Here is a 25,259-nt window from a genome sequence, read left to right on the forward strand (position 1 = left end):
GCTTGGCCTCGCCCGAGCCGTTTCGGCCAGTCCGATACAGGCCACACTAAAATAGAGCCGCCGCTCTAGCCTCCCTCTCCATTTTGATGCAAAAGCCAACTTCTCTGATCGCGGGACCCCGTGAGAAGAAAGGAATGCAGCCATTCTCACCTATCTCGTCCGCCGCTTTGCCATCCTCATCCTGTCGCTGCTGATCGCGGCGGTGGTGCTGTTCGTGTTGTTGCGCCTGCTCCCCGGCGACCCGGCCAATGCGCTTCTGTCCGTCGGCGCCGATGCCGCGCAGATCGAAAAGGCTCGCGAGCAGGTCGGCTCGAACTTGCCGCTCTGGCAGCAGTTCCTTCGTTTTGCCGGCAGCCTCGCCCGCTTCGATCTCGGCACCTCCTTCGTCAGTGGCAAGCCCGTGATCGAGGAGATCGCCGCGCGGCTGACGGTCACCGTACCGCTGGCGCTGATGGGCTTCCTGCTGTCCATTCTGATCGCGGTGCCGCTCGGCATTCTCTCGGCCGTCAAGGCCGACCGCTGGTATGGCGGATTGATCTCGACGGTCTCGCAGCTCGGCATCGCCATTCCGGTCTTCTGGGTCGGCATCCTGCTCGTCACTGTCTTTGCCGTCACATTCCGGCTGTTTCCATCAGGCGGCTTTCCCCGCCGCGGCTGGCAGAATGAGGGACAGGTGCTCTATGCGCTGGCGCTGCCTGTTCTGACGATCGGGCTCGTCATGGGCGCATCGCTGCTGCGCTACGTGCGCTCGGCGACACAGGATGTTCTCGGCAGCGATTACCTGCGCACCGCGCGCGCCCTCGGCGCCAGCTTTCCTGAAGCGCTTGTTCGCCACGGCATCCGCAACGGCGCCGTGCCGATCGTCTCCATTCTCGGCATCGAGCTTGCCACGACCCTGCTCGGCGCCGTCGTCATCGAGCGTGTATTCGCGCTGCCGGGTCTCGGCTCGATGCTGCTGCTCGCGATCGAGCAGCGTGACTATCCCAACGTCCAGGGCGTGCTGTTCATCTCGACGCTACTGGTGCTGCTGATCGGCTTTGGCGCCGATCTTACCCAGCGGCTGATCGATCCGCGCCTGCGCGAGCGCGCCGTTGGAGGCAGCGCATGAGCCCGGTCGAGACGTCGGTATCCAGACGGGAGCAACGGCACTCTCTTGCCCTCACCCTCGGGCTCACGCTCGTCGGCATCAATCTGCTCGTCGCCCTGCTCACGCTGTTCTGGACGCCGTACGATCCTTTGAACGCCTCCGGTGGCCGACTGGAAGCGCCATCGCTGCTGCACTGGCTCGGGACCGACCGGCTGGGGCGCGACCTGCTCACGCAACTGATGATCGGTGCGCGAACGGCGCTTCTTGTCGGCACCGGCGCCGTTGCGATCGGCGCGACGGTCGGCGTCAGTCTCGGCGTTCTCGCCGCCTTTGCAACACGCCTTGCCGACGACGTGATGGCCGCGACGCTCGATATCCTGATCGCCTTCCCGACCCTGCTTCTGGCCATGTTGGTGGTCGCGGCAAGCGACAGCGCCAGTCTGTGGACGGCAATCCTGGCCCTTGGCCTCGCGATCTCCGCAATCGTCGCTCGGCTGACCCGCATCCTCGCCAAACGGGTGCTGCGCCAGGACTATATCGTCGCCTCGCGAACATCGGGAACCTCTTGGGCCGGCGTCGTTTTTCGCCACGTGCTTCCCAATATCTGGCCGACGCTCTCGGTCAATTTCGCTTTGCAGTTCGGCCTTGCCGTCATCGCCGAGGCGTCGCTCTCCTATCTTGGTCTCGGCGCACCGCCGCCAAACGCCTCCTGGGGACGGCTGCTGCAGGAAGCGCAGGGCACCGTCTATACGGCGCCGATCGGCGCGATTGCTCCCGGCATCGCCCTGGTCGCCCTTGTCATCGGCATGAACCTTCTCGCCGACGGGCTGCGCGACATCGGCGATCCGACACGCGGGAGATCGCGATGACAGCGCTTCTCAACATCCAGGGCCTCCACATTCGCGCCGGCGATAAGCCGCTGGTATCCGATCTCTCCTTCTCGATCCGGCCGGGCGAGCGCATCGGACTGATCGGCGAGTCCGGCTCAGGCAAGTCGATGACCGCCATGGCTGCGACCGGCCTGCTGCCCGTGTCGATCGGCGTAAGCGGTTCGATCGAGCTTGACAGCCAGCAGGTGGTCGGCGCCACCGACAGGGTCCTGAACCGCCTGCGCGGCGCTGCCGCAGCCGTCGTCTTTCAGGAGCCGCTGACAGCACTCGACCCGCTGATGAAGATCGGCCGGCAGATCGCCGAACCGGTTCGCCGCCGACTGGAGCGGGAGAGCGGCAAGACATCGAAGGATACCGTCCAGCGCGAAGTCCGCGACCTCATAGACAAGGTGGCGCTGCCGCAGCCGGAACGCATCATCAATTCATACCCACACGAAGTGTCAGGCGGCCAGCGTCAGCGCGTGGCAATCGCCATGGCGCTCGCCTGCCGCCCGAAACTGCTGATCGCCGATGAACCGACAACGGCGCTCGACGTCACGACCCAGGCGGAAATCCTCGCGCTGCTCGACCAGTTGGTCCGCGAGACCGGCATGTCCCTCCTGTTCATCAGCCATGACCTGCCAGTGGTTGCCCAGGTGGTGGAACGCGTCATCGTGCTGAAGAACGGCGTTGCTGTCGAGGAAGGGCCCGTCAAGACGGTCTTCGGCAACCCGCAACACGACTACACCAAAACCCTGGTCGAGGCCGCCCGCCTGTTCGACGAAGCGCTCGGGGCAACCGGATGATGATGCTCGATCTTCAAAACGTCAGCTTCGGCTATTCCCGCGAGCAGACCACGCTCAACGACGTCTCGCTCTCGGTCCGCCGTGGCGTGAGCGTCGGCCTCGTCGGCGAATCCGGCTCCGGCAAGACGACCCTTCTGAGGCTGATGCTCGGGCTCATTCGCCCGACCAGCGGTGTCATTCGCTTCGGCGAGGAGAGCATCGATACTGGCAACAGTGCCTTCATGCAGCGTTATCGACGCGCGGTGCAGCCGGTCTTCCAGGATCCCTATTCGTCCCTCGACCCGCGCCAGCGGGTGATCGACATCATCGGCGAGCCGCTCAGGTCGTTGCGGATCCCGGGCGATCGCACGCAGACGGTCGCCGAAGCGCTCGAAGCGGTAGGCCTGCCGCTTGACGCGATGCGCCGCTATCCGCACGAATTCTCGGGCGGCCAGCGCCAGCGCATCGCTATTGCCCGTGCGATCGTCGCCCGTCCGCAGATCGTGCTCGCCGACGAAGCGGTCAGTGCGCTCGATCTTTCGACCCGCATCCGCATCGTCGAGCTCTTTAAGACGCTTTCGGAAAAACTGACGCTGGTGTTCGTCTCCCACGATCTCGGCGTCGTTGCCGCCCTTTGTGAAGAAATGATCATCCTGGAACGGGGCAAGGTGGTCGAGAGCGGCAAGACCCGCGACATTTTGGCTGTACCCAAGCACCCCTATACGCAGCGGTTGCTTGCCAGCATTCCGCGCATGCCTGCCTGACAAGGGATTGCACGAAGTTCTTGGGTCCGGACGAATCCGCCATTACCCCCAAGGACTTGGTGATTCGTGGCCGCATTGATCCAGGACAACCCCTGAGACGCACTTCGTGAGCATAGTGCCGCCGGCCGCAGATACCCTGTGGCCGAACGCCCTAACCGGCGATGTTCAATTTCTTCTGGGGGTCCGGAAATCATGCCTACTCGCGCCATCTTGCCATCTGCCGTCGTCTTTGCCGTACTCGCGGCGCCGCTCGCGATCGCGACGGCGGCAGATCTCTCCGAGCCGAGCGCGGTCGCGGCACCGGAAATGCCTCTCGCCAGCGAGCCGGGCCGATGGATGATCCGCGCCCGCGCGCTGGCCGTCCTGCCCGACGACAAAGCCTCGCTCTCCCTGAATGGCACAGCGCTTGATGGCGAAAAGGTCGGCGTCAGCAATTCCGTCGTGCCGGAACTCGACATCACCTACTTCTTCACCGACAACATCGCGGCTGAACTGGTCCTCGGCACGACGCCGCACACGGCGCGCGGCAGCGGCTCGATCTCCGGTCTCGGCGAAATCGGCAAGGCGTGGCTGCTGCCGCCGACGCTGACATTGCAGTACCACTTCAACGTCACCGACGAGATCAAGCCCTATGTCGGCGCTGGCGTGAACTACACGATGTTCTACAACGAGAAGCCCCGGGGCGATTTCTCGAGCTTCAACATGAAGAATACCTTCGGCGTGGCGCTGCAGGCGGGCGTCGACATCAAGCTCGACGACCATTGGGGTCTGAACTTCGACGTCAAGAAGTTGTTCCTTGAGCCTGAGGTCAACGCGACGCTGCCCGGTGCCGGTGCGGTCAGCGGCAAGGTCAAACTCGACCCCTGGCTGATCGGCACGGGCATCAGTTACCGCTTCTGATCCGTTCGCGGAGCGACGCGAGAAACCGTTTGCGGCGCCGTAGTAGGCGCCGCAACTGTAGAGGCAGGATGTTAGAGGTGATGAGCCGTGACTGCCCGCGCAAGTTCACCTGACAACTGCCGGCTGCTGGCATGGGATATGTCGCCCAGTGACAGCATGCCGACCATGCGCTTGTCCTCGTCGATTACAGGCAGACGCCGGACCTGTTTCGCCTCCATCAGGTGGACGGCGTGTTCGATCGTCTCACCGGTGCGGCAGTAAACAATATCCCTGGTCATCAAGTCGCGTGCCGTCATCGAAGCGGGATCGCGCCCATTGGCAAAGGCACGCAAGGCGATGTCGCGATCCGTGACCATGCCGATCAGGCGGTCGTTTTCGCCGACGGGCAAGGCCCCAATATCCTCGTCCCGCATGATGCGTGCGATCGTCTTGATATCTGTTTCGGGAGAGATCCAGCGAGCGCCGGGATGCATGGCTTCCGATATTTTCATCGTACCCTCCTGTGCTTGAAAGCGGCGGAGAATAAGCTGACATCGTGGCCATTCATTGATCCACTGGCGACAGACGATTTCTATTGCAGCTCGAGAAGGAAATAGGTCGTCGGACCGGAGGGAAGTTTGTTTGAGAGACGGAAGGCGACGGCGCCCTTCCCCTTCACGACGGGCGCATGCACAGTCCCATCGAGACCAACAGGCGAGACGCTCCAGCTCGCAGCGCTTCGCTCCAGCGAAAGGTCCACATAGCCTTCCCGGATCCGGACGGGCAACCGCCCGAAATCCTCGATCACCTTCTCTTCGGTGTCGCGAAATGTCATGCCGGTGTTCTTCGCATCGGTCGCAAAGATCAAGAGGAAACGGCGGCTCTTGCTCAGGGATGCTTCCGCATCGAGGGCCGAGACCGCGATCAGCCCATTGCCGTCGGCCCCGTCGATGCTCAGGACCCCGAGATCGATAGGCTCGCGTAGCGACGAGAAGGCTGCTGCTTCGGTCGCGGTCGTTGCAACGCGCAATTGCCCGGCAAAACGGTTCAGCACGATCTCGCCTGTGCTGCTCTGATAGATGCCGGCATCGATGTTCGTGCCATTGTCCGCCGGAAGCGCGCCGCTTTGGCGCAGGCTTTCGAGCAGCGCTTCGCTGTTTTGCTGACGTGGTTGCAGTACGGCAGGTGTTTTGCCGAGATCCTTTACGTCCTCAAGTCCGATCCTCCCGACGAGCGCGAGGTCGGTCAGATATTCCGGCTCCCGCGCCTGCATGTCGTCAGATAGATCCTCTTCACCACGCACGGCAAACGGGACGGTTACGTCCGATGTCGCAACGTCCCCGCGGCGGTAAAGCAACGCTGCCAGCGTCTCGCCGGCACGGGCGACGGGATCGAGGGCGATCGCATAGGGAAGCATTGCCTTCTTGTGTGCGAAGGGCTCGCCATAGGTAAGAACGATCGGGCCGTGACCATGGCGGCAAAGCGCATCCCAGCCTTGGAGCGCCGCATAGGCCGACATCGCCAGCCCCGCCTCGAAGCGGTAGCGGTTCCAGAAGAGATGATCGTATTCGCTGATCACGAAGGGCCTGCCGAGCCAGCGCGCTGCGGCGATCAGCCGGACATAGTTCACCCCGTCGGCAATCGAGCTGGCCTGGGTGGTTTTGCTGCCCGGCGCGTAGCCGCTGACCCAGTCGTGATAGGTATTCATGGTCACGGCTTCGAGGTCGCGCCGGCTGAGCGACGCCTGGACCGTCGGCCAATTGTTGTAGTTGCTGATCAGGCCGCGGTAGCCAAGCCCGCGCAGCACCTCGCTCATTCGTGCGGTTGTGGCCCGTTCCGTCTCGATGAAGAAAGCCTGCAGATCCCGCAGACGCGCGCTGTCGCCGTAGCGGTCTGCGGGAAGCTCGACCGATCTCGCCTCGATCGTCTCATCGGAGCGAAGATCGGGCCAAGCCTTGGCCAAAGCTTCGGTGGAGCCATAGCGTTTCGCCAGCCAGTCATTGAAGGGCTTGGCGAGCAACGGATCGTAAGGCGCTTTTCCCGGCCGATCGTGCACGACAGCGTCGAACTCCATCCCGTTCTCGTTGGCGAGAATGACGACCGCCAGGGCATCGTCGCGGATGGGCGCGACGCCCGTATAGGGGTTCACGCGCGCAAGGATCGTTTCCTGCATGCGCTTCCAGTGATCGAACGCCCGGTCATCCACAAGCAGCTCGAGCTTGAGGTTTCCTCCATCGTCCCAACGGTCGTCAAAGCCGCCATAGACGCCGCGCAGCGACGAGAGGCCATCGACCATCCAGTAGATGCCGTTGCGCTTCAGCGCCGCCAGCAGATACTGAATGCGGTCGAGGGTCTCGGGGTCGTAGTCGAAATCCCGGTCACGGCCGAACATCAGGCTGGCATCGACGAAATGCAGTCGAGCGAGATTGTAGCCGTGCATCGCCAACTGCCGGGCGTAGCGATCGGCCGTTACGTGATCGGGAAACCCGCCGGACGCCGGGCTCCAGGCGAGTGACGCGCAGAGCATCCTTTCAGGTTTTTCGGGCGAGCTCGCGAACGCGAGTCGGCCATTGGTGCCTGCGACCAGGCGACGATCCGCATTGATCGTCCCGTTCGGCAGGAAAGATGAGAAGTCGAGAGGGCTGCCAGCCTCTAGTTCGAGTGAGACTTCGCGCACGGGAAGCCACTGATCCGATGCGCGCATGGGCGAACCGAATGCGAGGAGCATTGCCGCAGCAGCGAACAGCCGACGCCCTATCACGCCGGGGCTCCGAGCAGCTTGCTCTCGATCGGCGCATCGGGCTTCCGGCGCACCCGGAAGAAGCCGACCGGCAGGGCGGCCGCATGGAAGAACCAGGCGACGACGGTATAGAGCCCCATGCTGATGCCTCCCTTGCGCAGGCTCATGAGCCCGACGACGCCGACAAGGATCGCAAGGACCACGCCGAGCGCGAGCGCCTTGTTAGGCATGAAAAGCAGCAGGCCGAGCGAAACCGCCCACCAGAGATAAACCAGAGCCCAGAGCTTGAGCTCCGGCAGCTCCCTGATGAGCTGCAGGAAATAGGGCCGGCCAAGCGATGCGCGCAGCAGCTCGCCAATGCCGAACAGATACTTACTCTTCCAGCGGCGGACGAGCAGCCGGTAGGAATTGTCCGTGTGGCCGAAATGCTGGACGAAGCGGCGGTCGAGGCGATGCAGCTTCCAGCCGGCACTGCGCAGCCGGATACCGAGGTCGAACTCCTCGTAGCCGTGGAGATTGCGATCGGAGAGGTAACCGACCGCCTGGATCGCCGAGCGGCGATACAGGCCGCCGCCGTTCATGCGGTCGATCGCGCCGATGCGGTTCTCGGGCGCATTGCGCGTTACTCGCCGGGCAAATTCGAGGTTGGAAGTCAGCATTTCCTGGACATGACCGGTGACGCCGCCGACCTTAGGATTGTCGGCCAGGAACACCTCGGCAACCTCAAGGAAATCGCTGTCCAGAAGCATGTCGCCATCGAGCAGGCAGATGTGCTCGTGGCGGGAATACTGGAAACCGAGCTGCGGACCGATCCCGCAACTTGGAAGCGCCGGCGGGCTGATCTGGGCGATGACGACCGGATAGCGGGAGGCAATCTCTATGGTTCTATCGGAGGAACCGCTGTCGGCAACGATGACCTCACCGCCGACCGTCTTGAGGGCGACAAGCGCGCTCTCGATGTTCGCGGCGATGCGCTTTTCTTCGTTCAGCGTCTTGATGATGACGGATACTGCCACGCATTCTCCTCATATCAACAGCGCGTCGACAACCGCGCCCAAGTCGCGGACGATCTTACCCGCAATATTTTGCGTTTTGGTTTACCGCCCCAGCAAACGCAGCAATGGCAACCGATAGCGAAAGAGGAACCAGCCGCCGAAGGCGCCGCAGACACCACCGAGAAGCTTGACGGCGACATCAGCCGCCCGCGCATGGCGATCCGCCGAAATCATCTGCAAGAGTTCGAAGCCGATCGCGGTGGCAAGCACGAGAACCAAGACACGCATGAGGTGCTTCGGATAGGCGATCGCGAACAGCAGCCCCAGCAGGCCGAAAGCGCCGAACCGCTCGAGGTGGACGAGATGCCCGATGCGCGGACGCAATTCGAGGGGAGACATTGTCGAATAGGCGATCACGGCAAAAAGGAGCCATGCGAAAAGGCCGGCGGCGCGTTTGAGGTTCATTGTCAGCTTGTCTTCCAGGCGGCGTGCAAGGCACGGCAATCGTCGAACGGACCACGACGGCGCCCGCCTGCCCGTCCAAACGTGCAAGGCGCGCTGTCGTACTTGATTGGCGAAGACACCTGGCAGACGCGAACGTCGGCCTATTTCGCCAGCAATGCGCTATACACCGCCGCAGTCTTTTGCGCCACGTTTGTCCAACTGTAGGTAGCTTCCGCGTGGGCCGCGCGCTCCCGCACATCGTCATCGCTGAGTGGCGCAGCAAGCTTTGCGGTGATGCCGGCAGCAAGCGCATCGATATCGCCCAGCGGAAAGTACTCGTCGGGCGCAAGGTCCAGTTCCCGGTTGGGAATGATATCGCTTGCCAGCAAGGGCAGGCCGTAGGCCATCGCCTCCAGCAGCGCGATCGGCATGCCCTCATGGCTTGAAGGCAGCACGAACAGGGCGGCATTGGCGAAGAGTTCTGCCAGTCTATCGCCGGACTGGAAGCCGGTAAGCACCACCCCCGGCACCTCGGCGGCGAGGGTTCTCATCTCTCGGACATAGGGTGTCTCGAACTCCGCGCCACCGGCGATCACGAGCCGAACACCCGTGAGCCCACATTTCGCAAAGGCCCTGATGAGATCGAGCTGCCGTTTCTCCGGAACCAATCGTGCGGCGAGCAGGATGTAGCGTCGCGGCGCCAGGCCAAATTCACGCAGGATGCCGGCGTTGCCGGAGGGCAGCGTAATCGCGACACCATTTGGGACCAGCGTCATCGACACATGGTGGCGCGCGCGCATGGTTTGGACGATATCCTGCGATATCGCCACGCGCCCGTTCGAAAACCGCATGCCGAAGAACTCGCCGAGCTTCAGCGTGCGCCTGGCAAAGGCGCCCCATTTCTGCCTGTCGTAGTCGTAGCCATGATGGGTGACGACAACCTTCAGCCCGAAAACGCGTGCAAGCGGCGTCATCAATGCCGGGCCGATGGCGTGGATATGCAGTACGTCCGGCCGCCGCCAGGCGGCAAGACATACGCCGAGGAACGTGTGAACCAGCGCCTCCAGCGCCATGCGGCGCGGCGACCAGAGAGGGATGACCTCGACCCCGTTCCAGGCGTAGCAGTCGCTTTCCTGAAGATAGCGCCGACGCCCGACGACCTCGACATCCCAGCCGTAGCCCAGGAGTTTGCTGGCGAGCATTTCAACGTGTTTCTCGACACCGCCCTGGACGTTCGGAATACCGCGCAAGCCCAGCATCATCACGCGCTTGCGCTCGCCTCTGGCGGCAACAGCTCCACTCTGGACGGCCAGAGCCCGCTGCCTCCCGGACAGAGCCGCGCCGCGCCGGGGCATCTGTGCGCGTCCCTCGCACAGCCCGGATTGTGCCATCTCCTGTGCAATCACCGGCTGCTGGCGGTGACTTCGCGAGACATCAGAGTTACTGCTCATGCGTCGCCTCGAAAGTTGTCCGCACCAGATTTCACGGCGAAATACTTATCAACCAAGTAAATATTTCATTGACCACTTATATAACTGACCAGAAACCATACGGCGAGCCCACATTACTACAAATTGCGCGCGACGGTTAACGGCACCGGCCCTCCCCCGCCCCGAGCGATGCATAGAGGTCCAGGGTTCTGTCGCGATAGGCGGCGGCCGAGAATTCACTGGCGACCCAGCGCCGGCCCGATGCCCCCATACCCGCACGTTCGGAGGAAGGGAGCGCCGCCATCCGCGTCAATGCGCGCGCGAGATCGTCAGCATCACCGGGTTTTGCCGTCATCCCGGTCTCACCTTCCCGGATCATTTCGGGAATACCGCCGATCGATGCGCCGATGACGGGTCGTCCCAACGCATAGGCTTCAAGCACGCTGATCGGTGCGTTCTCGTACCATTCAGACGGCAGGACCAGGGCGCGTGCTTCCCCAATCAGACGGTGCAGGGCCTGGCCCGAGAGATAACCGGCGAATGTGACATCGGCCCCCGTCGGCTCGACGAGCGCGCGAAGCATCGCTTCCTCGGGCCCGGTTCCGGCAATCACCAGGCGCTGGCGCGACGATGCCGCCGCTCGGATCAACGTCCCCAACCCCTTCTCCGGCGCCAGACGTCCGGCGAAGACGAAATAGTCGCCCTCTGTCCATTGTTCGGAATAGTCCTCGACGTCGACGAAGTTCGGAATGTGGACCATGCGCTCACGCGGCCATCCCCACTCGACCAGCTTCTCGACATAGAACTTGCTCGGCACGACGATGCGGTCCACCTGGTTGCGGTAGAGACCGAGAGCGCGGTGCACCAGGGTTTCCGCAAGCACCACCGCGCTCAGCGTCGCCTCTCCCTTGATGCAGCGGTGGCGCAACACGTTGTAGACGTGCCCGCCGCGACAGTCCTCGCAGACGGTGCCGTCACGCAGCATCTTGTAGGAGGGGCAGGCAAGCTTGAGGTCGTGCGCCGTCATGACGACAGGGATGCCGGCGTGCTTTAGCGTCGAGAAGATCGCCGGCGACAGATGATGGTAGACATTGTGCGCATGGGCGATCGAGGGCCGGGCACTCCGGATCAGCCGGTCGACATTGCGCTGCGCCTCGCGCGAATAGATCACGCTCGCCGCCTGCACGACCTTGCGCAGCAGATTGGTGCGCCGGCCATATTCGATCTCGGAGACGAAATAGTCGGACCATGGCGAAGGCTCGTTGTCCTCATGCTCCATGGCGAAGGGCACCACGTCCCAACCGATTTCGCCGAACATCTTCATATGGTCGAAGAAAACCGCTTCGGCGCCGCCGCGGCGATAGAAGTAGTTGTTGATGGCGAGCAGCCGCTGACCAGACATGGCGCTCTCCTACCAGCCGAGCCTGTCGAGCACCCGCTCGACGGGCAGGACCACGCATCCCGTTGCGACCGCGTATTCGACGAGGTGTTCGAAGGTCTCCGGCGTGCAGCCATAGGGCGTCGGACGCGCGGCGATGTCGTGGGTAAAAAACACGAGCCAGCCGGGGCGGGCGACCACATCGTCGATCCAACCGCTCAGTGCCCGCGCATCCGCTTCCGGCTGACGGATCTCCACTGCCTTCAGCATCAACGGGTCGACGGCGGTGCGATTGATGCTTTCGCCAGCGGCGCGGCAGGTGCGGTAGCGCCGACCCAGTTCCCGGCGCGACAGCGGCCAGGCGGCATTGTAGGGAAAGGCGAAATTCGTCGCTGCCGGCCCGACACCGCTGCGCTTCAGATAATCGGTATTGCGGTCGAGATCCCGAGCAAGACCGGCAGCACCCAGGCGCCTGATCTTGCTATGTGAAAAGGTGTGGCAGCCGACTTCATGGCCTCGATCGGCGAGATCGGCGCATCCCTGCGCTGAGATCAGAGTGCGATCAACCTCGACGCGATCGGCCAATCCGCCGGCGATGTAGAACGTTCCCCGCGCACCGTGGCGTTCGAGGATCGTTGCCCCGTTATGAAGCGCAGTATCCGGCACGTCATCGAAGGTGAAGGAAACGAGCGGCACATCGGTCACAACGTCGCGCGGCTTGGCCGCGAACCGCCAGATCAACCGGTTGGCGACGCGATCCACAAGGCCGTCGACGGTTTGCAGGAGATCAGGCATAGACGGCTCCGGATTTTACCTGCTGCGGGGCCACCGAGAGAACCGCGCGCGATTGTAGGTGCAGGCCGTAGAGGGAAAAGAGGAAGGTGAACCACAGCAGGTTGCCGCCCTCGAAAAACAGGCTTTCGAGGCCGGCGTTGAAGATCGTGTAGAGCCAGACGCGGATGTAAAGCCGGGTCAGATGCGAATGCTCCACGGCCGGTGCTAGGCGCGCGATGTTGCGGAGAGGCAGAACCAAAAGCCAGATCACCGTCAGCAACAATCCGGGAAAACCCGTCGTCAGGGCGATGTCGAGATAGGAGTTGTGACCATTTGCGGCTGCCACAGCCCAGGTCTCGATCGAGCCACCGCTGTTGACCAGTTCCGACGTCTGCCAGAAAGCCTTGAAGCCGTAGCCGGTGATCGGTTGTTCGGCGAGCGCCGTGAAGGCGAAGCGCCAGATATCGGCGCGGTTGGTAAAGGTTGCATCGATGCCAAGCTCGGTGACGAAGTCGCTGAGTGGCTTGAACACCGCGGAGCCGACGGCGAAGAGATTGAACAGACCGACCCCGCCGATAACGATCGGGATGCGCAGGAAGCGGATCCGCTCGAAAACCCAGGCAAGCAGCACGATCGCCGGCAGCATGGCGGTCGACGTCTTGCCGCCGGTATGAAGCAGGAAGTTGAACGACAGGATGACGATGGCAAGGCCCGCCAGTCGCGACCAGACGTTCATGACGAAGAGGCCGAAGAAGGCGGCAATCACCATGGCCGCCGCGGCGCTGTTCTTGTGGGGGAAATGACCACGCCAAAGGCCGGCGTTCATCGGTTCGCGCAGCTCGGAGGCCTGGTGGATTGCAAGCGTCGGCTTGAAGAGAATCCCGTAATAGGCGACCGCCAGCATGAACAGGGTGCCGATACCGAGCATCTTGGCGAAATGTCGCTCCGAAGCGGGCAGCAGCAGGTAAATGCTGGCGTTGATCGTCACCATTACGGCGAGCACGGTCCCCTTGATGCCGAACATCGGATAGGCCGATATAGCCGAGACGAACAGGAACCAGATGTAGAGGACAGTCAGCAATGGCCGCGGCTGCAGGATGATGCCCCGCATCGGATGCGCCAGCCCATAGGCGAACATGCCCGCGAAGAGTGCAAGCGATACGATCTGGTTCAACCGATTGGAGTTGCCGGCCGAAGGATCCAGCACCGCCGCCCCGGTCAGGTCGATGAAGGGCGTGGTCGTTATCCAGAAAAACAGGAACGTCGCCATGAAGAGCATGGTCCCGACGCGGACGCGGATCAGGTCCGCCGGGCTCTCCTCGCGATAGACGGCGCTCGTCATGCCGTCCCCTCTCTCAGGCCACTGCGGGCCGGCGTCCGCGCAGGAAACGCCAGAGCCCCAGCGTCAGGGCCAGGCCGATACCAAGTGCGAGACCGAAGATCGCGCCGCCCGCGAGCAGGATCAATGTCCGTGGCGGCCAGCTCCGCGCATTCGGCGGCAGCGCGCGCGAGATCACGCGGACATTGGTCGTGTCGATCTGCTGGCGCTCGGTGATCTGCTGGGCGCGCGCCAGGTGGGTCTCGTAAATGGTGGCCTTGGCGCGGGCATCGCGTTCGAGGTCTCGAAGCTGAACCTGGGCCTCGTTATCGGAAAACACGTTGGACTTCTCGTCGCTCGCCTTGGCCCGCAGAGCAGCAAACGCTTGCTGCTCGCGATCCATGTCCGCCTTGGCACGATCGAGAATGCGGCGCGCTTCGTCGGTCATCGCCCCTTCCAGCGTCGTGCGCTCGGAGCGGGCATTGACGAGACGCGGATGGCGCTCACCATAGGTGCGCTGCATCGAGGCGATCTGCTGTTGCAGCACGTTATATTGCTCGCGCAGGTTCGTCATGTTGACGGATTCGAACTCCGAGGCGCTCGCGGTTCGGCCCTGAGCGATGGCATCGTTCATCTGCCGGTAGCGCGTATCCGCCTGGATGAAGCGCTGTTGGGCGTCGAGAACCTGCGTGTTCAATTCGTTTGAAAGTTGATTGCTGACGAGCTGGCCGTCATTGGTGGACTGCAGACCATTCTTGCGGCGGAAATCCTCGACGGCGCGTTCAGCCTCGGTGACATTGTGGCGCAATTCGTCGAGCCGTGCATTGAGGTTCTGGGCAACACGGCCGGCGCTCTCGGCGGCAGATTGAAACAGTTCCTGCTCAAAGGCCGCGACGATCGTGTTGGACAGTGTCACCGCCTTTGACGCCTCCTCACTCCAGACCTTCATGACCACGACGAAGGAGCGCTCCTCGCGCCGGGCTTCGACGCGCTCCGATAGCGCCCGCATCGCGGCAAGTTCATTTCCTGCCTGCTGCTCCGCCTTCGTCGAAAAGAGGTTCTTCAGCGAACCGAAGGCCGAGGGCTTCACGAACTCCGGATCCTCGGCAAGGCGCAACTGGTCGATCACGCGCGACAGCACGTTGCGCGATGTAAGAATGCGAAGCTTGCTTTCGACCTCCAGCAACTGCGCGTCGCGCTGCGGATTGGAGGTGAAAACGTCGTCGCTGACGACATTGAGATTGGAGGGGTCGACAACGATGTCGGTGTAGACATTGTAGCGCGGCGTCGCCGTCACCGCATAGGCGAGCGCGGCGGCCACACAGAGCATCACTGCGACGACGATCCAGAGGAGCCCTTCGCGCAGCCAGCCGATGATATCATCGACGCCGATGTTGCCGAGGTCGTTCAATCCGGGGAGATAGCTGTGTGACGCAGCGGCCTTGACCTGGCGCCTCGATACTTCCGAGGGATGTTTGGGTTGCGGCCGGGCGTTTACAGGCTCCTCGGCCACCTGCTCCGCTTCGGGCAAGTCAGACGACAGCAGATCGAGCAACGAGCCTCTCGCGGCCGGTGCACGCTGATCGTGCGCCGGCTGGCTGGGCCTCCGTTTTTCGGCCTCGTCCGGCCTGTACATAAGCATCCCTCACGCACGCCCATCAAGACGCGAAGATCGTGACCCCGCGAGCCGCCTGCTATCGCAGAATTAAGGTTGTAGGGTGAATATTCCGTTAAACGGAAGGGCTTGCCGCTTAACGCACGGGGTCAGAAGTCGGTCAGCAACCGGCTCCAGCTCTCAGATGCCAGTCCGCCGACATAGATATCGTTGCGTTGCACGGCATCCTTGAGATCCGCATGCCGGGTCACCATGCAGAAGTAGCCGCGATGATGGAAGGAGAGCCATCTCTGGCGAGAGATCGCGTTCATCAGGAAAGGCTGCGCGCTGCCGGTGGCAAGCGCGTAGCCCTCCGCATCAAGCGAATGGAACATTTGCGCGGTGACGTCGAACTCACGGCCGGCCTCGCAGACGATGTTGAGCACCGTCGCCGTCTCACCGGCCTTGCCGAAATAGAGATAGGCGCCGATCACACGCCCGCCCTCATCCACGACCTCCCGGCTCAGGAGTTCACCCAGAGTGCTGTTCAAACTGGCGACGGCCGTCAGCCAGTCGAATTCACTGCGGGACCACACGGGTCTGACGGCAAAACGCTGGAGCATCGGCTCGGCGCATTCGACAAAGGCCGCGGGATCGATGGCGCGCGTCGCGCAACCGGCCGCGGCGTCCGGCTTCGTCCGGGGGCGACGGCGGCGCAAGATTCGATCGGCAACCGCAAGCGGCCCCAGGACGACGCGCGACCGGAGGAGCGGCGCCTGCCGGCCGATCGTCAGAGCCCAGGCTTTGAGCGGCCGGAAGGAACGGCGCCAATCGAGGCTCTGTATCGGAAGCACGACGCCCCCGCCTGCCACCCAGTGGTCCGCACTGACCGGCGACGAATTGTCCGAAAAGCACATGTCCTGTTTGGCGGCGCGCATGGCGCGGGCAAGGCAGGCCGCGCCGACTGCGCCGACCTTGCCTTCGGACATGAAGGCGCAAAGCAGTTTCGCCACCGTATGTCGTCCATTGACCGTGAACTCCATCGGGAGCGCCAGTATGGCGCTGCTGATACCGCCAGTCCCGTCGTCATAGACGATGCTGCCGTTGTCCGGGCTATAGAGCGGGCTGCCGAAGAAGGTGGTCTCGAGATAGTGTCGAAGCTCTTCGCTCGCCGCCTGTTGGCGCTTACGAAAGATCCGGGTGAACATGCTGCTGACGATGGGAATATCCCGCGGCTCCATGGCCCTTACGTTGCCCAGGCGCGGCATTTCCCGGCTGAGCGGCCTTGCGGCCTGGATGTTTTCGGCCTCAAATTTCATGGGCCATCCTCGTTGCCAGAGACGCACCGCCAGCGGCCTGCTCCCGATCATTCCGCACGAAGCGCAAGAAGACGGTCCAGGACACGATGACCATCGCAATTTCGATGACATAGAAGGAGACGAAGGTTCCGGTCGGCGGCGCATACCAGGTGGCCCAGGCAGTCAGCGCGGCGCCGAGCACGCTGCCGAGGCCCATGACCGAGGCGCGCGCCGGATGGTGACCCGATGCGCCGAGTGCCTCCATTGCAACCGTCCACATGGCAAGCGGCACGACGACCCAGCAGAGGATGCGGGCGAAGGAAACGAGCGACACGTAATCCTTGCCGAAAAGATAAGGCAGGACTGGAGCGAGTACAAAGACCGCAATAGCGGCGGCGATACTGATCGAGGTGGCGGCAATTAGCACCTTGCGCACACGTTCGAACGCATGATGCAGCCCGGTTGCAGTCGCCTTCGCGGAGCCGGGATAGATCAACCGGTTCAGCGCTTCGACCGACAGATAGCTGCTCTCCAGCATACGCCGCGCGACGCTGTAGCTCGACATGACCTCGGCAGTCGCCACCAGGCTCAAAACCAGTAGGTCGGCATTCTGCCTGACGGCACGCAGGATGAACGGGATGCTGAAATAGAGCCCCAGCGGCAACTCTTCACGGACGATGCCATAGGTCGGACGCCCCAGCACCTTGACTGCACGCCAGCATCCGACTGCCACGAGCACATGACAGATGAACTGCCACACTGCCCAGGAGGCGACCGTCGCAACTCCGAACCCGATACAGGCGAGCGCGGCGGCAATGGTGCGCGCCACGGCAAAGCCGACGACGACCTTGTTTGCCGAGGCAAAATTCGAATGCGCGAGGAAGATCTGCTCCGCCAGCACGATGATGCGAACGAAGACGATGTTGGTGATGAGCATCAGCGTGATCACCGCGACATTGGTCGCGGGATTCGGTGACAACGTGAAGAAGAACGGCAGGACGGCAGCGCCGAGCAGAACCAGGATCACGCCGCTCACGGCGGTCAGCAGAATATTGTGCCCGAGCATGCGCGCGTACATGCTGCGATCGCGCGCCACGCGGCGCACCAGGCACTCCATCGCGCCAAGACCGCACAGGTGCACGGCGATGTTGGCGACAGCGGTAATTGCGACGAAAACACTGAATTCATGCACACCAAGCCAGCGCGCCAGGATAGCAAACGTCAGAAGCTGGGCGGCGGACCCGATGACGAGGCTGCCGCCAGATGCAGCATAGGACATGATCATCGAGAGGAACGGTCTGTGCGCGCGTTCCTTCACACCTTCCGAAGCCATTCCGATCTGCCCTTGACACCAACCCGCACCGTTCATTGCGCAAAAGTGCACTCAATGACAGCGAGCAATCGCCTTTGATCGCTGCGCAAGGTAGCAGGTAGAGATGATTGCGCGGTTAACACATGCGCCGCAATTGCATTTGAGCTTCATTTACCCGATTACAATAGTCTGCAGCACTGCGCGTCTACAGATTTATCCAGGAACAATTCGACCGAGGACACGAGGGGGTGGCCGTGCCGCACAACGACAATCATATCCGTCTGCATCGCTTCATGGGCGTGGAGCTTGAACTGGCACCCGACGTTCTCGTCCCGCGCGAGGAAACGGAGCTCCTGGGAAGAAAAGCCGTGTCGATCCTCGCGGATGGCCCTTCGGCACCGACCGTCATCGACATGTGCTGCGGCTCTGGAAATCTCGCACTCGGTATCGCCAACGACGTCCCGTCTGCCCGCGTCTGGGGCGCCGACCTCACGGACAGCACCGTTGCGCTGGCGCGCCGCAACGTCGACCGGCTCGAGACCGGCGCACGTGTCTCCATCCGGCAAGGTGATCTCTTCGCCGCCTTCGAAGGCGATAATCTCGAAGGCGCGGTCGATATGATCGTCTGCAATCCGCCTTACATCTCGACCGGACGTCTGGAGGGAGACCGGGCGCACCTGCTTGAAAGCGAGCCGCGTGAAGCCTTTGATGGCGGCCCCTATGGCATATCCATTCACCAGCGGCTGATCCGCGACGCCGTTGCCTTTCTGAAGCCGGGTGGCTGGCTGCTGTTCGAGTTTGGCGAAGGCCAGGATCGACAGGCGGCCGCCCTTCTGTCGCGCATCAAGACCTATGAGCCGGTGACGTTCGCAACCGACCGCGACGGCAAGCCGCGCGTCGCGATCGTCAGGAAAGTCGACGACCGGGCCGGAAGCTTACCCAAATGAGCGAAATCCGTTCGCTCGAACGCGCGGACATCCCAGCGATCGCAGGCATGTTCCAGCGGGTGTTCCGCAACGACCAGGGCACACCGCCGCCGGCACTTGCCGATTACATGCAGCAGCTTTACCTCGATGCGCCCGGCTGCGATCCGGAGATACGCCCCCTCGTGCACGTGAACGACAAGGGCGTCATTTCCGGATTTGTCGGCGTCAACGTCCTGCCAATGGTGCTGAATGGCCGCCGGCTGCGTGCGGCCATCTGCGGCTCGCTGATGGTCGAGGATCGCGAGAACGATCCCTTGGCCGGAGCGCGCATCCTCAAGGCCTTTCTGGCCGGACCACAGGATCTTTCCTTCAGCGAAACTGCAAGCGACGTCTCGGCGCAGATGTGGACACGGCTTCGTGGCGTCGTCCTGCCGCAATACAGCCTCGACTGGGTGCGCGTCATCCAGCCCGCTTCCTTCAGCCTGAGTGTTGCGGCCAACCGCATCAAGCCGGCGCGGCTCGCCGCACCTTTCGCGCGGGCCATTGACAGCGCCTACCGCAAGCGGATGGCGCCGGGCGAACAACGCTGGTCTGCCGTGTCTGCCGCCGGCATCGGCCAGGCCGGTTTCACGACACAGGAAACCGATCGCAATGGCTTTGCCGCCGTGGTCGATCGCTTCATCGCGCAGTTTCCGCTTCGCCCCGAATGGGCCGAAGGGCAGCTCGACTACATTCTCGGTGATGCGGAGCAAAAGCCCGAACAGGGAGAGCTCGTCTACGCTCTGGTCACGGCGCGCACCGGCACGCTCGTTGGCGCTTTCGCCTATTACGCCAGGGCGAGCGAGATCGGGCGGGTGCTGCAGGTATTGGCGCTGCCGGGCCAGGCCGGCCCGGTCATCGACTGTCTTGTCGATCATGCCACCAAGCGTGGACTTCCGGGCCTGCGGGGACGGACACAACCGGTGCTTATGGAAGCCATGCTCGGGCGTCGGATCGCCTTCGTCCATGTCGCCTCGACGGTGCTTCACTCCCGTGATCCCGCAATCGTCCAGGCCTGCCGGGACGGACAAGGCTTTTTCAACGGTATTGCCGGAGAGCATTGGTGCCGGCTGATCGCCGGACAGTTCGACTGACCAGGGCTTCGGTTATTGCGGCGTTTCCTTGAAGCCACCGCAACAACCTCGCCGAGCTACGCGGCTCGCATCAGCCCTTGATCTCCTCCACCGGCTGCACGAGCTGGGGACCCAGATGCAGGTAGCGCGTCGCCTTGCGCTTCGCGGCGATATCCGCCCAGACGCGCTCCACCTGCGTGACCGTCAAGCCTGCCGCTTGAGCGACGGCGTCGATATCGATGCCGTTGTTGAGCCCGTAGAGACAGAGATCCATGCGGTCGTATGGCAGCGAGAAGTAGAACTCCTCCTGCGTCTGCTCCAGCGAATAGGTGTCGGTCGTCGGCGGCCTGCGTCTGATCTCCTCGGGAATGCCGAGATAGGCGGCAAGCGCGTAGACCTGCGACTTGTAGAGATGCGCGATCGGCTTGACGTCAGCCGCCCCGTCGCCGTTCTTGACGAAGAAACCCTGGTCGTATTCCAGCCGGTTCGGCGTGCCGAGCACCGCGAAATTCAGCCGGTCGGCGTGATAATACTCCACCTGCTTGCGCGTGCGCTGCTTCATGTTGGTGGCGGCGACGATACCGAGATAGACCGAAGGCGGCATGCGGTGCTTCGACCGCGTGCCTTCGGGGCTTTGAACCACGAGCGAGGAAATATTGTAGCCTTCGCCCTCGAGCGCATTGGCGATCACGATCTTCGAGGCCCATCCGTCGCCATAGTCCGGAACCAGCTCGCGAATGAAAGCATCGCGACGCTCGTAGCAGCCCATCGCCTTCAACGTCGGACCGATATCCTCGATGATTGCCGCGACGCCGAAGGTCTCGGCGACGAGACGGCCAAAGCGAAGGCTTTCCGGATCGGAATCGTTTTCCGGCATGAACAGGCAGAAGACATTCTTGGCGCCGACGGCACGCACGGCCAGCGCGACCGAAACGCTCGAGTCGATACCACCGGAGAGCCCGAGCACCAGACCGCGCTTCTTCATCGTCCGCAACTGCTCACGCAGCCCGGCGACGATCCGGTCAGTCTCGGCCGCATGATCGATCGTCAGCGTCTCGGCCGAAAACGGGCGCGCGCCCTCAGTCATCAGAATGTTCATTGGGCGGGCTCCATTGTCTCGGCTGCAAGGCGGCGGCTGACCTTACCAGTATCCGTCTTTGGAAGTTCGGTGCGGAATTCGACAATCTTCGGCACCATGAAATCTTCGAGATGGCGGGTGCAGTGGCGAATAATGTCCTTGTCCGTCAGGCTGGGATCGGACAGCACCACCAGCGCCGCAATCGCGTGGCCGAGCACCGGATCGGCGACGCCGACCACCACGGCCTCGGCGATGCCCGGATGCGCATGCAGCACCGTCTCGACTTCCTTGGGTGCGACCTTTTCGCCGCGCGTCTTGATGATGTCGTCCTTGCGGCCGACGAAATAGAGGAAGCCCTCTTCATCGGTCTGGAAGAGGTCGCCCGTATAGAGCACCTTTTCCCAGGGGTTCGGCCCCGGTCGCAGCATCCGCTCAGTCGCGGCATCGTTGCGCCAGTAGCCCTGCATGACGTGGGGACCGCGAATGACGAGTTCGCCGGGAACGCCCGGCGGCACGCATTTGCCCTCGTCATCGACGACGAACGCCTCGGTGTTCGGGATCGCGATGCCGACCGAACCCGGCCGGCGGTCGAGTTCTTCCGGCGGCAGATAGGTGCAGCGCTTGCACTCCGTCAGCCCGTACATCGAATAGAGCCGGGCGCCCGGGAAGAGCTCGCGGAGCCGCGCAATATGCGGCGGCGGCAAGGCAGCGGCGGTGTTGGAGAGATAACGCAGGCTCGGCAGGAAGCCGGGTTCCAGATCGCGCATCTGCAGGATCATCGCCGCCATCGTCGGAACCAGCGGGAAGCCGGTAACGCCCTCCTCCCGGATCCGCTCGAAGATCGCATGCGGGAACGCGAAGGATTTTTCGAGCACCAGCGTCGCGCCGATGCGGATCGCCATCAGCAGCTGATAGAGGCCGTAGTCGAAGGCAAGCGGCAATACGTTGAGGATGATGTCGTCCGGTTCGTTGCGCAAATAAGTGGTGATCGACTCCGATGCCGCATCGATGTTGCGATGGGTCATCATCACGCCCTTCGGCCGACCGGTCGAACCCGAGGTGTAGATCAGCATCGCAAGGTCGACATCGATGCCGCGATGCGGCACGGGCGTTGCCACTTCCGCGAGGCAGGTTTCGAAGGAGATCGCGTCAGCCGGCGTCTGGCCATTGGGCGCAGCCGTCGAGGCCACGAAGAGATCCGATTTGCCGCTCAGCGCCTGGGCCTCCGCCACGATCGGCATCAGCTTTGCCTGCGTTAGGATCGCCGCCGCCTCGCAGTCGGTGATGATATAGGCGAGCTTGTCCGCCTTGGTCGAGGCGTTGATCGGGCTGAAGGTCGCGCCGGCCTTCAGGATCGCGAAGATCGAAACAGCCGCTTCCCAGCAATTGTCCATGAAGACGAGCACGCGATCGTTGCGTTTGACGCCGGCCCGCGCCAGCGCGGCAGCCAGCCTGCCCGTTAGGTCGTCGAATTCGCCGTAGCTAAGGCGACGGCGGTCGGTGACCAGCGCCGTTTTCGCCGCTTGCCTGCCGGCATTGCCAATAAGGAATTGCTCGAACCGCATGGACGCCCCCTCGCGCCTTGATTATGCCGTGGCCGGCGCCCCGACCCGGGCCTCGATGAAGGCCGAAATGCGCGCAAGAGAATCGAGATTCGCAGGCACGATGTCGGCGTCGCCCATGACAATGCCGAACTGGTCTTCGATGAAGGCCACCAGTTCGAGAACGCCGGTTGAATCGATGATGTCATTCTCGATGAGCGAGGCTGTATCGGCGAGATCGTAGGATGTATCGCCGAACAGGAAGTTTTCGATGACGAAGGCTCTAACCTTGTCTTTGATCGTTTCCGTCATGTGGTTCCCTTTCCTAAATGGTTCAGGCTGCTTCCGCCGCGCGGACGCTGGTGCCGGTAAAGGTTTGCAGCCAGAGCTGTGTCGACAGGACTCCGACGAAAGCCGCATTGTCGCGGAAGCCGGTGACCGGCTGCGACTGGCATTTTTCGTAGAGCTTCGTCACGGCTTTGGCATTGAAAAGCCCGCTGTCGCTGACGCGCGCCTCACTCATGGCATCGCGGACGTAATCGAGTTCGCCCGCCCCGGTGAAGGAATGGCTGTCGGGCGCGCGATAGGGCTGCTTGGTTCGCTGGCCGATGGACGGGGGCAACAGATCCTTGGTCGCTTCGCGCAGGATATGCTTCTCCACCATCCCCTTCAGCTTCATTTCGGGCGGCAGACGGGTCGCAAATTCGACGAGGCGATGATCGAGGAACGGGAAGCGTCCTTCGATCCCGTGGGCCATGGCCATGCGATCGCCCTGACTCGACAGGATATAGCCCGGCAGCAGGAAGCGGCTTTCGAGATATTGCGCCTGGTGCAAGGGGTGCCAACGTCCGAAGGCTGCCGGGAGCCGGCTCGCCAGATCCTCCGCCGCATCGTAGTTGCTCAGCCGCGTACGCAGGTCGCCCGAGAAGAAGATCTTGGTCGCCGCCGTGCTCTTGAAGCGTGGCCGGTGCGAGAAGAGCGGATCGTCGAGCGGCACATCGCCAGCGCCGAAGAACGCGGCGAGATACTCCGCCGATTGCTGCTGCAGGCCCGGGATGTAGGGATAGAGCTTGCGGAAGAGGTGCGGGCGCATGCGCGACCCGGGCTGGCGGCCGCAGAACCGGCGGACCCGCGCCTCCTTGAAGATATCGTAGCCGGCAAAGACCTCGTCGGCCCCTTCGCCCGTCAGAACCACCTTCAGCCCCTGCTCCCGGACGAGACCTGAAAGCTGATAGAGAGGTGCCGGCGCCGTTCGGATAATCGGTCGCTCCGCAAAGCGGATCACCTCCGGGAAAGACCGCGCGATGTCGCCCACCCGGCAGGCAACGGCGCTGTGGTGGGTACCAAGCGCTGTCGCCATTTCCATCTGGAAGGCGCTCTCGTCGTGCTCCACGCTGTCGAAAGTGACGGAGAAGGTCCTCAGCCCCTGCGGCGCCATGCCGGTCGCCATCGCCGCGACTATGGAGGAGTCGAGCCCACCCGAAAGGTAGGAGCCGACGGGAACATCGGCGCGCATCCGGATCCGGGTGGCATCCGTGAGCAGCGCACGCAGTTCTTCGGCAGCGGCGCGCTCGTCCGTGAACAGTGGCGATGCCCCGCTGTCGGGATAGTCGAGTTGCCAATAGGGCCGGATCGCGACCTTGCCTTTTTCTGCAATCATGAGATGCGCCGGCTCGAGCTCATGAATGTCGCGAAAGCCAGTGCGCGGCGCGATCGGCGCCCAGAGCGTGAAAATTTGGTCGAGCGCGATGGGATCGAGTTCGGCGGAAACGCCCGGCACCTGAAGCAGGGCCTTGATCTCGGAAGCGAAATAGAGCGTGCCGCCACGGTTCATATAGAACAGCGGGCGTACACCCATCCGGTCGCGTGCCAGCATCATCCGCTGGCGGCGGCGATCCCAGATGGCGAAGGAAAAATCGCCATTCAGACGGGACAGACACTCCTCCCCCATGACATCGTAAAGATGCAGAATTACTTCGGTGTCGCTCGAGGTGTGGAAGCGCCGGCCCTTGGTACGCAGCTCATCGCGCAATTCGACATAATTGAAGATCTCGCCGTTGAAGGCGATCGTCAATTCACCGCTCTCGTCCGACATCGGCTGCTGGCCGTCGCCGAGACCGACGATCGACAGGCGCGCATGACCAAGTCCGGCCTCCTTGTCGACGAAGACGCCGTTCTCGTCCGGGCCGCGATGGGCAATCGCGGAAACCATTCTCTCGAGGAGGTGCTTTGCGTCTGGAATTGAGCCGAAATAGCCACCGAAACCGCACATGTTCAACTACTTTCACACCGGTCGATCACCGCTGAAGCATAATCCGCATGAGGTACTCATGGGTTAAATCTCCGGCATTTTCTGGTTGTATGGTAAATGCCACGGTTCGGGCGCAAAACCCGACATAGAGGCAGGGAAGTCTAACCTTAACGCTCCGAGATTCTTGTTTTCGATATCATTTTAAACATCAGATAGAGAAACGGGACCGGCCAAAGAATGCAGATGACCAGCCCGGCAAAACGATACATGTTCCAAGGCGCACGCGCCTGCAAACCTTCGAGATAAGTCATCGCCATGAGAAACAAGGCGGTCAGGCAATAGGCGGCAGATGCAAAATACATCCATGACATGCGGTCGCCCTCACGATACAATATCAAGGTTCCTGCATGAATCCTTAGATCGACCTCAATCTGAGGACAAAGGCATGCAGCAAATCAAAGTACTACAACAACCTTTGCGCGTCTCATATGACGCGCGGCGCGGTAGGCAATAGCGGCCAAGAAATTTATAGCACTGAAAATTACGTCTTTAAACGAAGAATTAACATTCTCTAAAGAATGGTTAACCATGCCGGCTCCGCGCCTGTTGTCGGCGGGAACGTGTCTCGCTCCAGAATGATCCCGCAGGACGTGACCTGAACGCCTATCGCCGAGCGCGTCTGCG

At 62.5% G+C, this 25,259-nt stretch carries 23 protein-coding genes; 7 read left to right on the forward strand and 16 right to left on the reverse strand.

Annotation, left to right across the window (positions count from 1 at the left end):
* The first annotated feature begins 142 nt into the window (after window positions 1–142).
* The 5 genes from AC3WWH_RS21535 (at window position 143) to AC3WWH_RS21555 (ending at window position 4,405) form a co-directional block, all read left to right on the forward strand.
* A complete protein-coding gene (locus AC3WWH_RS21535; RefSeq protein ID WP_057251520.1) occupies window positions 143–1,108 on the forward strand; it encodes an ABC transporter permease in 966 nt (321 codons plus the stop codon).
* Window positions 1,105–1,956, forward strand: coding sequence for an ABC transporter permease (locus AC3WWH_RS21540; protein ID WP_058323507.1), 852 nt, complete (start codon window positions 1,105–1,107; stop codon window positions 1,954–1,956). The genes AC3WWH_RS21535 and AC3WWH_RS21540 overlap by 4 nt, the downstream gene beginning before the upstream one ends.
* Window positions 1,953–2,762: an ATP-binding cassette domain-containing protein gene (locus AC3WWH_RS21545; protein ID WP_058323506.1), complete on the forward strand. Its 810-nt coding sequence runs from the start codon at window positions 1,953–1,955 to the stop codon at window positions 2,760–2,762. Before AC3WWH_RS21540 ends, AC3WWH_RS21545 begins: the two co-directional genes overlap by 4 nt.
* Window positions 2,759–3,505, forward strand: coding sequence for an ABC transporter ATP-binding protein (locus tag AC3WWH_RS21550; RefSeq protein ID WP_058323505.1), 747 nt, complete (start codon window positions 2,759–2,761; stop codon window positions 3,503–3,505). Before AC3WWH_RS21545 ends, AC3WWH_RS21550 begins: the two co-directional genes overlap by 4 nt.
* A gap of 192 nt (window positions 3,506–3,697) precedes the next feature.
* The gene (locus AC3WWH_RS21555) at window positions 3,698–4,405 is read left to right on the forward strand and encodes an OmpW/AlkL family protein (RefSeq protein WP_063891513.1); all 708 of its coding nucleotides are present in this window, start codon (window positions 3,698–3,700) and stop codon (window positions 4,403–4,405) included.
* Between the two features lie 71 nt (window positions 4,406–4,476).
* Here the strand turns inward: AC3WWH_RS21555 and AC3WWH_RS21560 are convergent, their stop codons facing one another.
* The 11 genes from AC3WWH_RS21560 to AC3WWH_RS21610 all read right to left on the reverse strand — a co-directional run bounded on the left by AC3WWH_RS21560 (window position 4,477) and on the right by AC3WWH_RS21610 (window position 17,688).
* Window positions 4,477–4,896 carry a CBS domain-containing protein gene (locus AC3WWH_RS21560; RefSeq protein ID WP_057251516.1) on the reverse strand — a complete coding sequence of 140 codons (420 nt, stop codon included), beginning with the start codon at window positions 4,894–4,896 and terminating at the stop codon, window positions 4,477–4,479.
* A gap of 80 nt (window positions 4,897–4,976) precedes the next feature.
* Complete coding sequence (locus tag AC3WWH_RS21565; RefSeq protein ID WP_492377262.1) at window positions 4,977–7,088, reverse strand: glycoside hydrolase; 2,112 nt, start codon at window positions 7,086–7,088, stop codon at window positions 4,977–4,979.
* A 53-nt stretch (window positions 7,089–7,141) separates the two neighbouring features.
* Window positions 7,142–8,140, reverse strand: coding sequence for a glycosyltransferase family 2 protein (locus AC3WWH_RS21570; protein ID WP_058323503.1), 999 nt, complete (start codon window positions 8,138–8,140; stop codon window positions 7,142–7,144).
* An 81-nt stretch (window positions 8,141–8,221) separates the two neighbouring features.
* Window positions 8,222–8,584: a VanZ family protein gene (locus AC3WWH_RS21575; protein WP_058323502.1), complete on the reverse strand. Its 363-nt coding sequence runs from the start codon at window positions 8,582–8,584 to the stop codon at window positions 8,222–8,224.
* 140 nt (window positions 8,585–8,724) lie between these two features.
* Complete coding sequence (locus AC3WWH_RS21580; RefSeq protein ID WP_245299216.1) at window positions 8,725–9,825, reverse strand: glycosyltransferase family 4 protein; 1,101 nt, start codon at window positions 9,823–9,825, stop codon at window positions 8,725–8,727.
* A gap of 325 nt (window positions 9,826–10,150) precedes the next feature.
* Entirely contained in the window at window positions 10,151–11,395 is a 1,245-nt protein-coding gene (locus tag AC3WWH_RS21585) for a glycosyltransferase family 4 protein (RefSeq protein WP_492377263.1), read from the reverse strand.
* A gap of 9 nt (window positions 11,396–11,404) precedes the next feature.
* A complete protein-coding gene (locus tag AC3WWH_RS21590; RefSeq protein ID WP_058323500.1) occupies window positions 11,405–12,166 on the reverse strand; it encodes a polysaccharide deacetylase family protein in 762 nt (253 codons plus the stop codon).
* Entirely contained in the window at window positions 12,159–13,487 is a 1,329-nt protein-coding gene (locus AC3WWH_RS21595; protein WP_058323499.1) for an O-antigen ligase family protein, read from the reverse strand. Before AC3WWH_RS21595 ends, AC3WWH_RS21590 begins: the two co-directional genes overlap by 8 nt.
* A 13-nt stretch (window positions 13,488–13,500) precedes the next feature.
* On the reverse strand, window positions 13,501–15,099 hold the full coding sequence (locus tag AC3WWH_RS21600; RefSeq protein WP_058323498.1) for a GumC family protein: 1,599 nt from the start codon (window positions 15,097–15,099) through the stop codon (window positions 13,501–13,503).
* Window positions 15,100–15,227: 128 nt separating this feature from the next.
* Window positions 15,228–16,376, reverse strand: a complete 1,149-nt coding sequence (locus tag AC3WWH_RS21605) for a hypothetical protein (protein ID WP_058323497.1) — start codon at window positions 16,374–16,376, stop codon at window positions 15,228–15,230.
* Window positions 16,366–17,688, reverse strand: coding sequence for a lipopolysaccharide biosynthesis protein (locus tag AC3WWH_RS21610; protein WP_058323496.1), 1,323 nt, complete (start codon window positions 17,686–17,688; stop codon window positions 16,366–16,368). The genes AC3WWH_RS21605 and AC3WWH_RS21610 overlap by 11 nt, the downstream gene beginning before the upstream one ends.
* 272 nt (window positions 17,689–17,960) lie before the next feature.
* On the opposite strand from AC3WWH_RS21610, the gene AC3WWH_RS21615 reads away from it, so the two are divergent.
* Window positions 17,961–18,614 (forward strand): N5-glutamine methyltransferase family protein, encoded by a 654-nt coding sequence (locus AC3WWH_RS21615; protein ID WP_082641002.1) that lies wholly within the window; start codon window positions 17,961–17,963, stop codon window positions 18,612–18,614.
* The gene (locus tag AC3WWH_RS21620) at window positions 18,611–19,726 is read left to right on the forward strand and encodes a hypothetical protein (RefSeq protein ID WP_492377264.1); all 1,116 of its coding nucleotides are present in this window, start codon (window positions 18,611–18,613) and stop codon (window positions 19,724–19,726) included. Before AC3WWH_RS21615 ends, AC3WWH_RS21620 begins: the two co-directional genes overlap by 4 nt.
* Window positions 19,727–19,796: 70 nt before the next feature.
* Here the strand turns inward: AC3WWH_RS21620 and nadE are convergent, their stop codons facing one another.
* The 5 genes from nadE to AC3WWH_RS21645 form a co-directional block, all read right to left on the reverse strand.
* A complete protein-coding gene (gene nadE / locus AC3WWH_RS21625) occupies window positions 19,797–20,804 on the reverse strand; it encodes an NAD(+) synthase (protein ID WP_058323932.1) in 1,008 nt (335 codons plus the stop codon).
* Window positions 20,801–22,348 (reverse strand): class I adenylate-forming enzyme family protein, encoded by a 1,548-nt coding sequence (locus AC3WWH_RS21630; protein WP_492377265.1) that lies wholly within the window; start codon window positions 22,346–22,348, stop codon window positions 20,801–20,803. The genes nadE and AC3WWH_RS21630 overlap by 4 nt, the downstream gene beginning before the upstream one ends.
* Before the next feature lie 21 nt (window positions 22,349–22,369).
* The gene (locus tag AC3WWH_RS21635) at window positions 22,370–22,636 is read right to left on the reverse strand and encodes an acyl carrier protein (RefSeq protein WP_057251289.1); all 267 of its coding nucleotides are present in this window, start codon (window positions 22,634–22,636) and stop codon (window positions 22,370–22,372) included.
* Window positions 22,637–22,658: 22 nt separating this feature from the next.
* The gene (gene asnB, locus AC3WWH_RS21640) at window positions 22,659–24,596 is read right to left on the reverse strand and encodes an asparagine synthase (glutamine-hydrolyzing) (protein ID WP_492377266.1); all 1,938 of its coding nucleotides are present in this window, start codon (window positions 24,594–24,596) and stop codon (window positions 22,659–22,661) included.
* Between the two features lie 146 nt (window positions 24,597–24,742).
* On the reverse strand, window positions 24,743–24,967 hold the full coding sequence (locus tag AC3WWH_RS21645) for a hypothetical protein (RefSeq protein WP_156433190.1): 225 nt from the start codon (window positions 24,965–24,967) through the stop codon (window positions 24,743–24,745).
* Window positions 24,968–25,259: the final 292 nt, after the last annotated feature.

The organism is Ensifer sp. EB106-03-01-XG145 (assembly GCF_058792075.1).

Excerpts from the sequence above, each read along its gene's own strand:
- AC3WWH_RS21560 (WP_057251516.1), bottom strand. The coding sequence starts at position 4,896 with ATGAAAATATCGGAAGCCATGCATCCCGGCGCTCGCTGGATCTCTCCC.
- asnB (WP_492377266.1), bottom strand. The coding sequence starts at position 24,596 with ATGTGCGGTTTCGGTGGCTATTTCGGCTCAATTCCAGACGCAAAGCAC.
- AC3WWH_RS21610 (WP_058323496.1), bottom strand. The coding sequence starts at position 17,688 with ATGGCTTCGGAAGGTGTGAAGGAACGCGCGCACAGACCGTTCCTCTCG.
- AC3WWH_RS21590 (WP_058323500.1), bottom strand. The coding sequence starts at position 12,166 with ATGCCTGATCTCCTGCAAACCGTCGACGGCCTTGTGGATCGCGTCGCC.
- AC3WWH_RS21555 (WP_063891513.1), top strand. The coding sequence starts at position 3,698 with ATGCCTACTCGCGCCATCTTGCCATCTGCCGTCGTCTTTGCCGTACTC.
- AC3WWH_RS21605 (WP_058323497.1), bottom strand. The coding sequence starts at position 16,376 with ATGAAATTTGAGGCCGAAAACATCCAGGCCGCAAGGCCGCTCAGCCGG.
- AC3WWH_RS21620 (WP_492377264.1), top strand. The coding sequence starts at position 18,611 with ATGAGCGAAATCCGTTCGCTCGAACGCGCGGACATCCCAGCGATCGCA.
- AC3WWH_RS21565 (WP_492377262.1), bottom strand. The coding sequence starts at position 7,088 with ATGCGCGCATCGGATCAGTGGCTTCCCGTGCGCGAAGTCTCACTCGAA.
- AC3WWH_RS21540 (WP_058323507.1), top strand. The coding sequence starts at position 1,105 with ATGAGCCCGGTCGAGACGTCGGTATCCAGACGGGAGCAACGGCACTCT.
- AC3WWH_RS21580 (WP_245299216.1), bottom strand. The coding sequence starts at position 9,825 with ATGATGCTGGGCTTGCGCGGTATTCCGAACGTCCAGGGCGGTGTCGAG.
- AC3WWH_RS21630 (WP_492377265.1), bottom strand. The coding sequence starts at position 22,348 with ATGCGGTTCGAGCAATTCCTTATTGGCAATGCCGGCAGGCAAGCGGCG.
- AC3WWH_RS21575 (WP_058323502.1), bottom strand. The coding sequence starts at position 8,584 with ATGAACCTCAAACGCGCCGCCGGCCTTTTCGCATGGCTCCTTTTTGCC.
- AC3WWH_RS21595 (WP_058323499.1), bottom strand. The coding sequence starts at position 13,487 with ATGACGAGCGCCGTCTATCGCGAGGAGAGCCCGGCGGACCTGATCCGC.
- AC3WWH_RS21550 (WP_058323505.1), top strand. The coding sequence starts at position 2,759 with ATGATGATGCTCGATCTTCAAAACGTCAGCTTCGGCTATTCCCGCGAG.
- AC3WWH_RS21615 (WP_082641002.1), top strand. The coding sequence starts at position 17,961 with ATGGGCGTGGAGCTTGAACTGGCACCCGACGTTCTCGTCCCGCGCGAG.
- AC3WWH_RS21545 (WP_058323506.1), top strand. The coding sequence starts at position 1,953 with ATGACAGCGCTTCTCAACATCCAGGGCCTCCACATTCGCGCCGGCGAT.
- AC3WWH_RS21585 (WP_492377263.1), bottom strand. The coding sequence starts at position 11,395 with ATGTCTGGTCAGCGGCTGCTCGCCATCAACAACTACTTCTATCGCCGC.
- AC3WWH_RS21600 (WP_058323498.1), bottom strand. The coding sequence starts at position 15,099 with ATGTACAGGCCGGACGAGGCCGAAAAACGGAGGCCCAGCCAGCCGGCG.
- AC3WWH_RS21635 (WP_057251289.1), bottom strand. The coding sequence starts at position 22,636 with ATGACGGAAACGATCAAAGACAAGGTTAGAGCCTTCGTCATCGAAAAC.
- nadE (WP_058323932.1), bottom strand. The coding sequence starts at position 20,804 with ATGAACATTCTGATGACTGAGGGCGCGCGCCCGTTTTCGGCCGAGACG.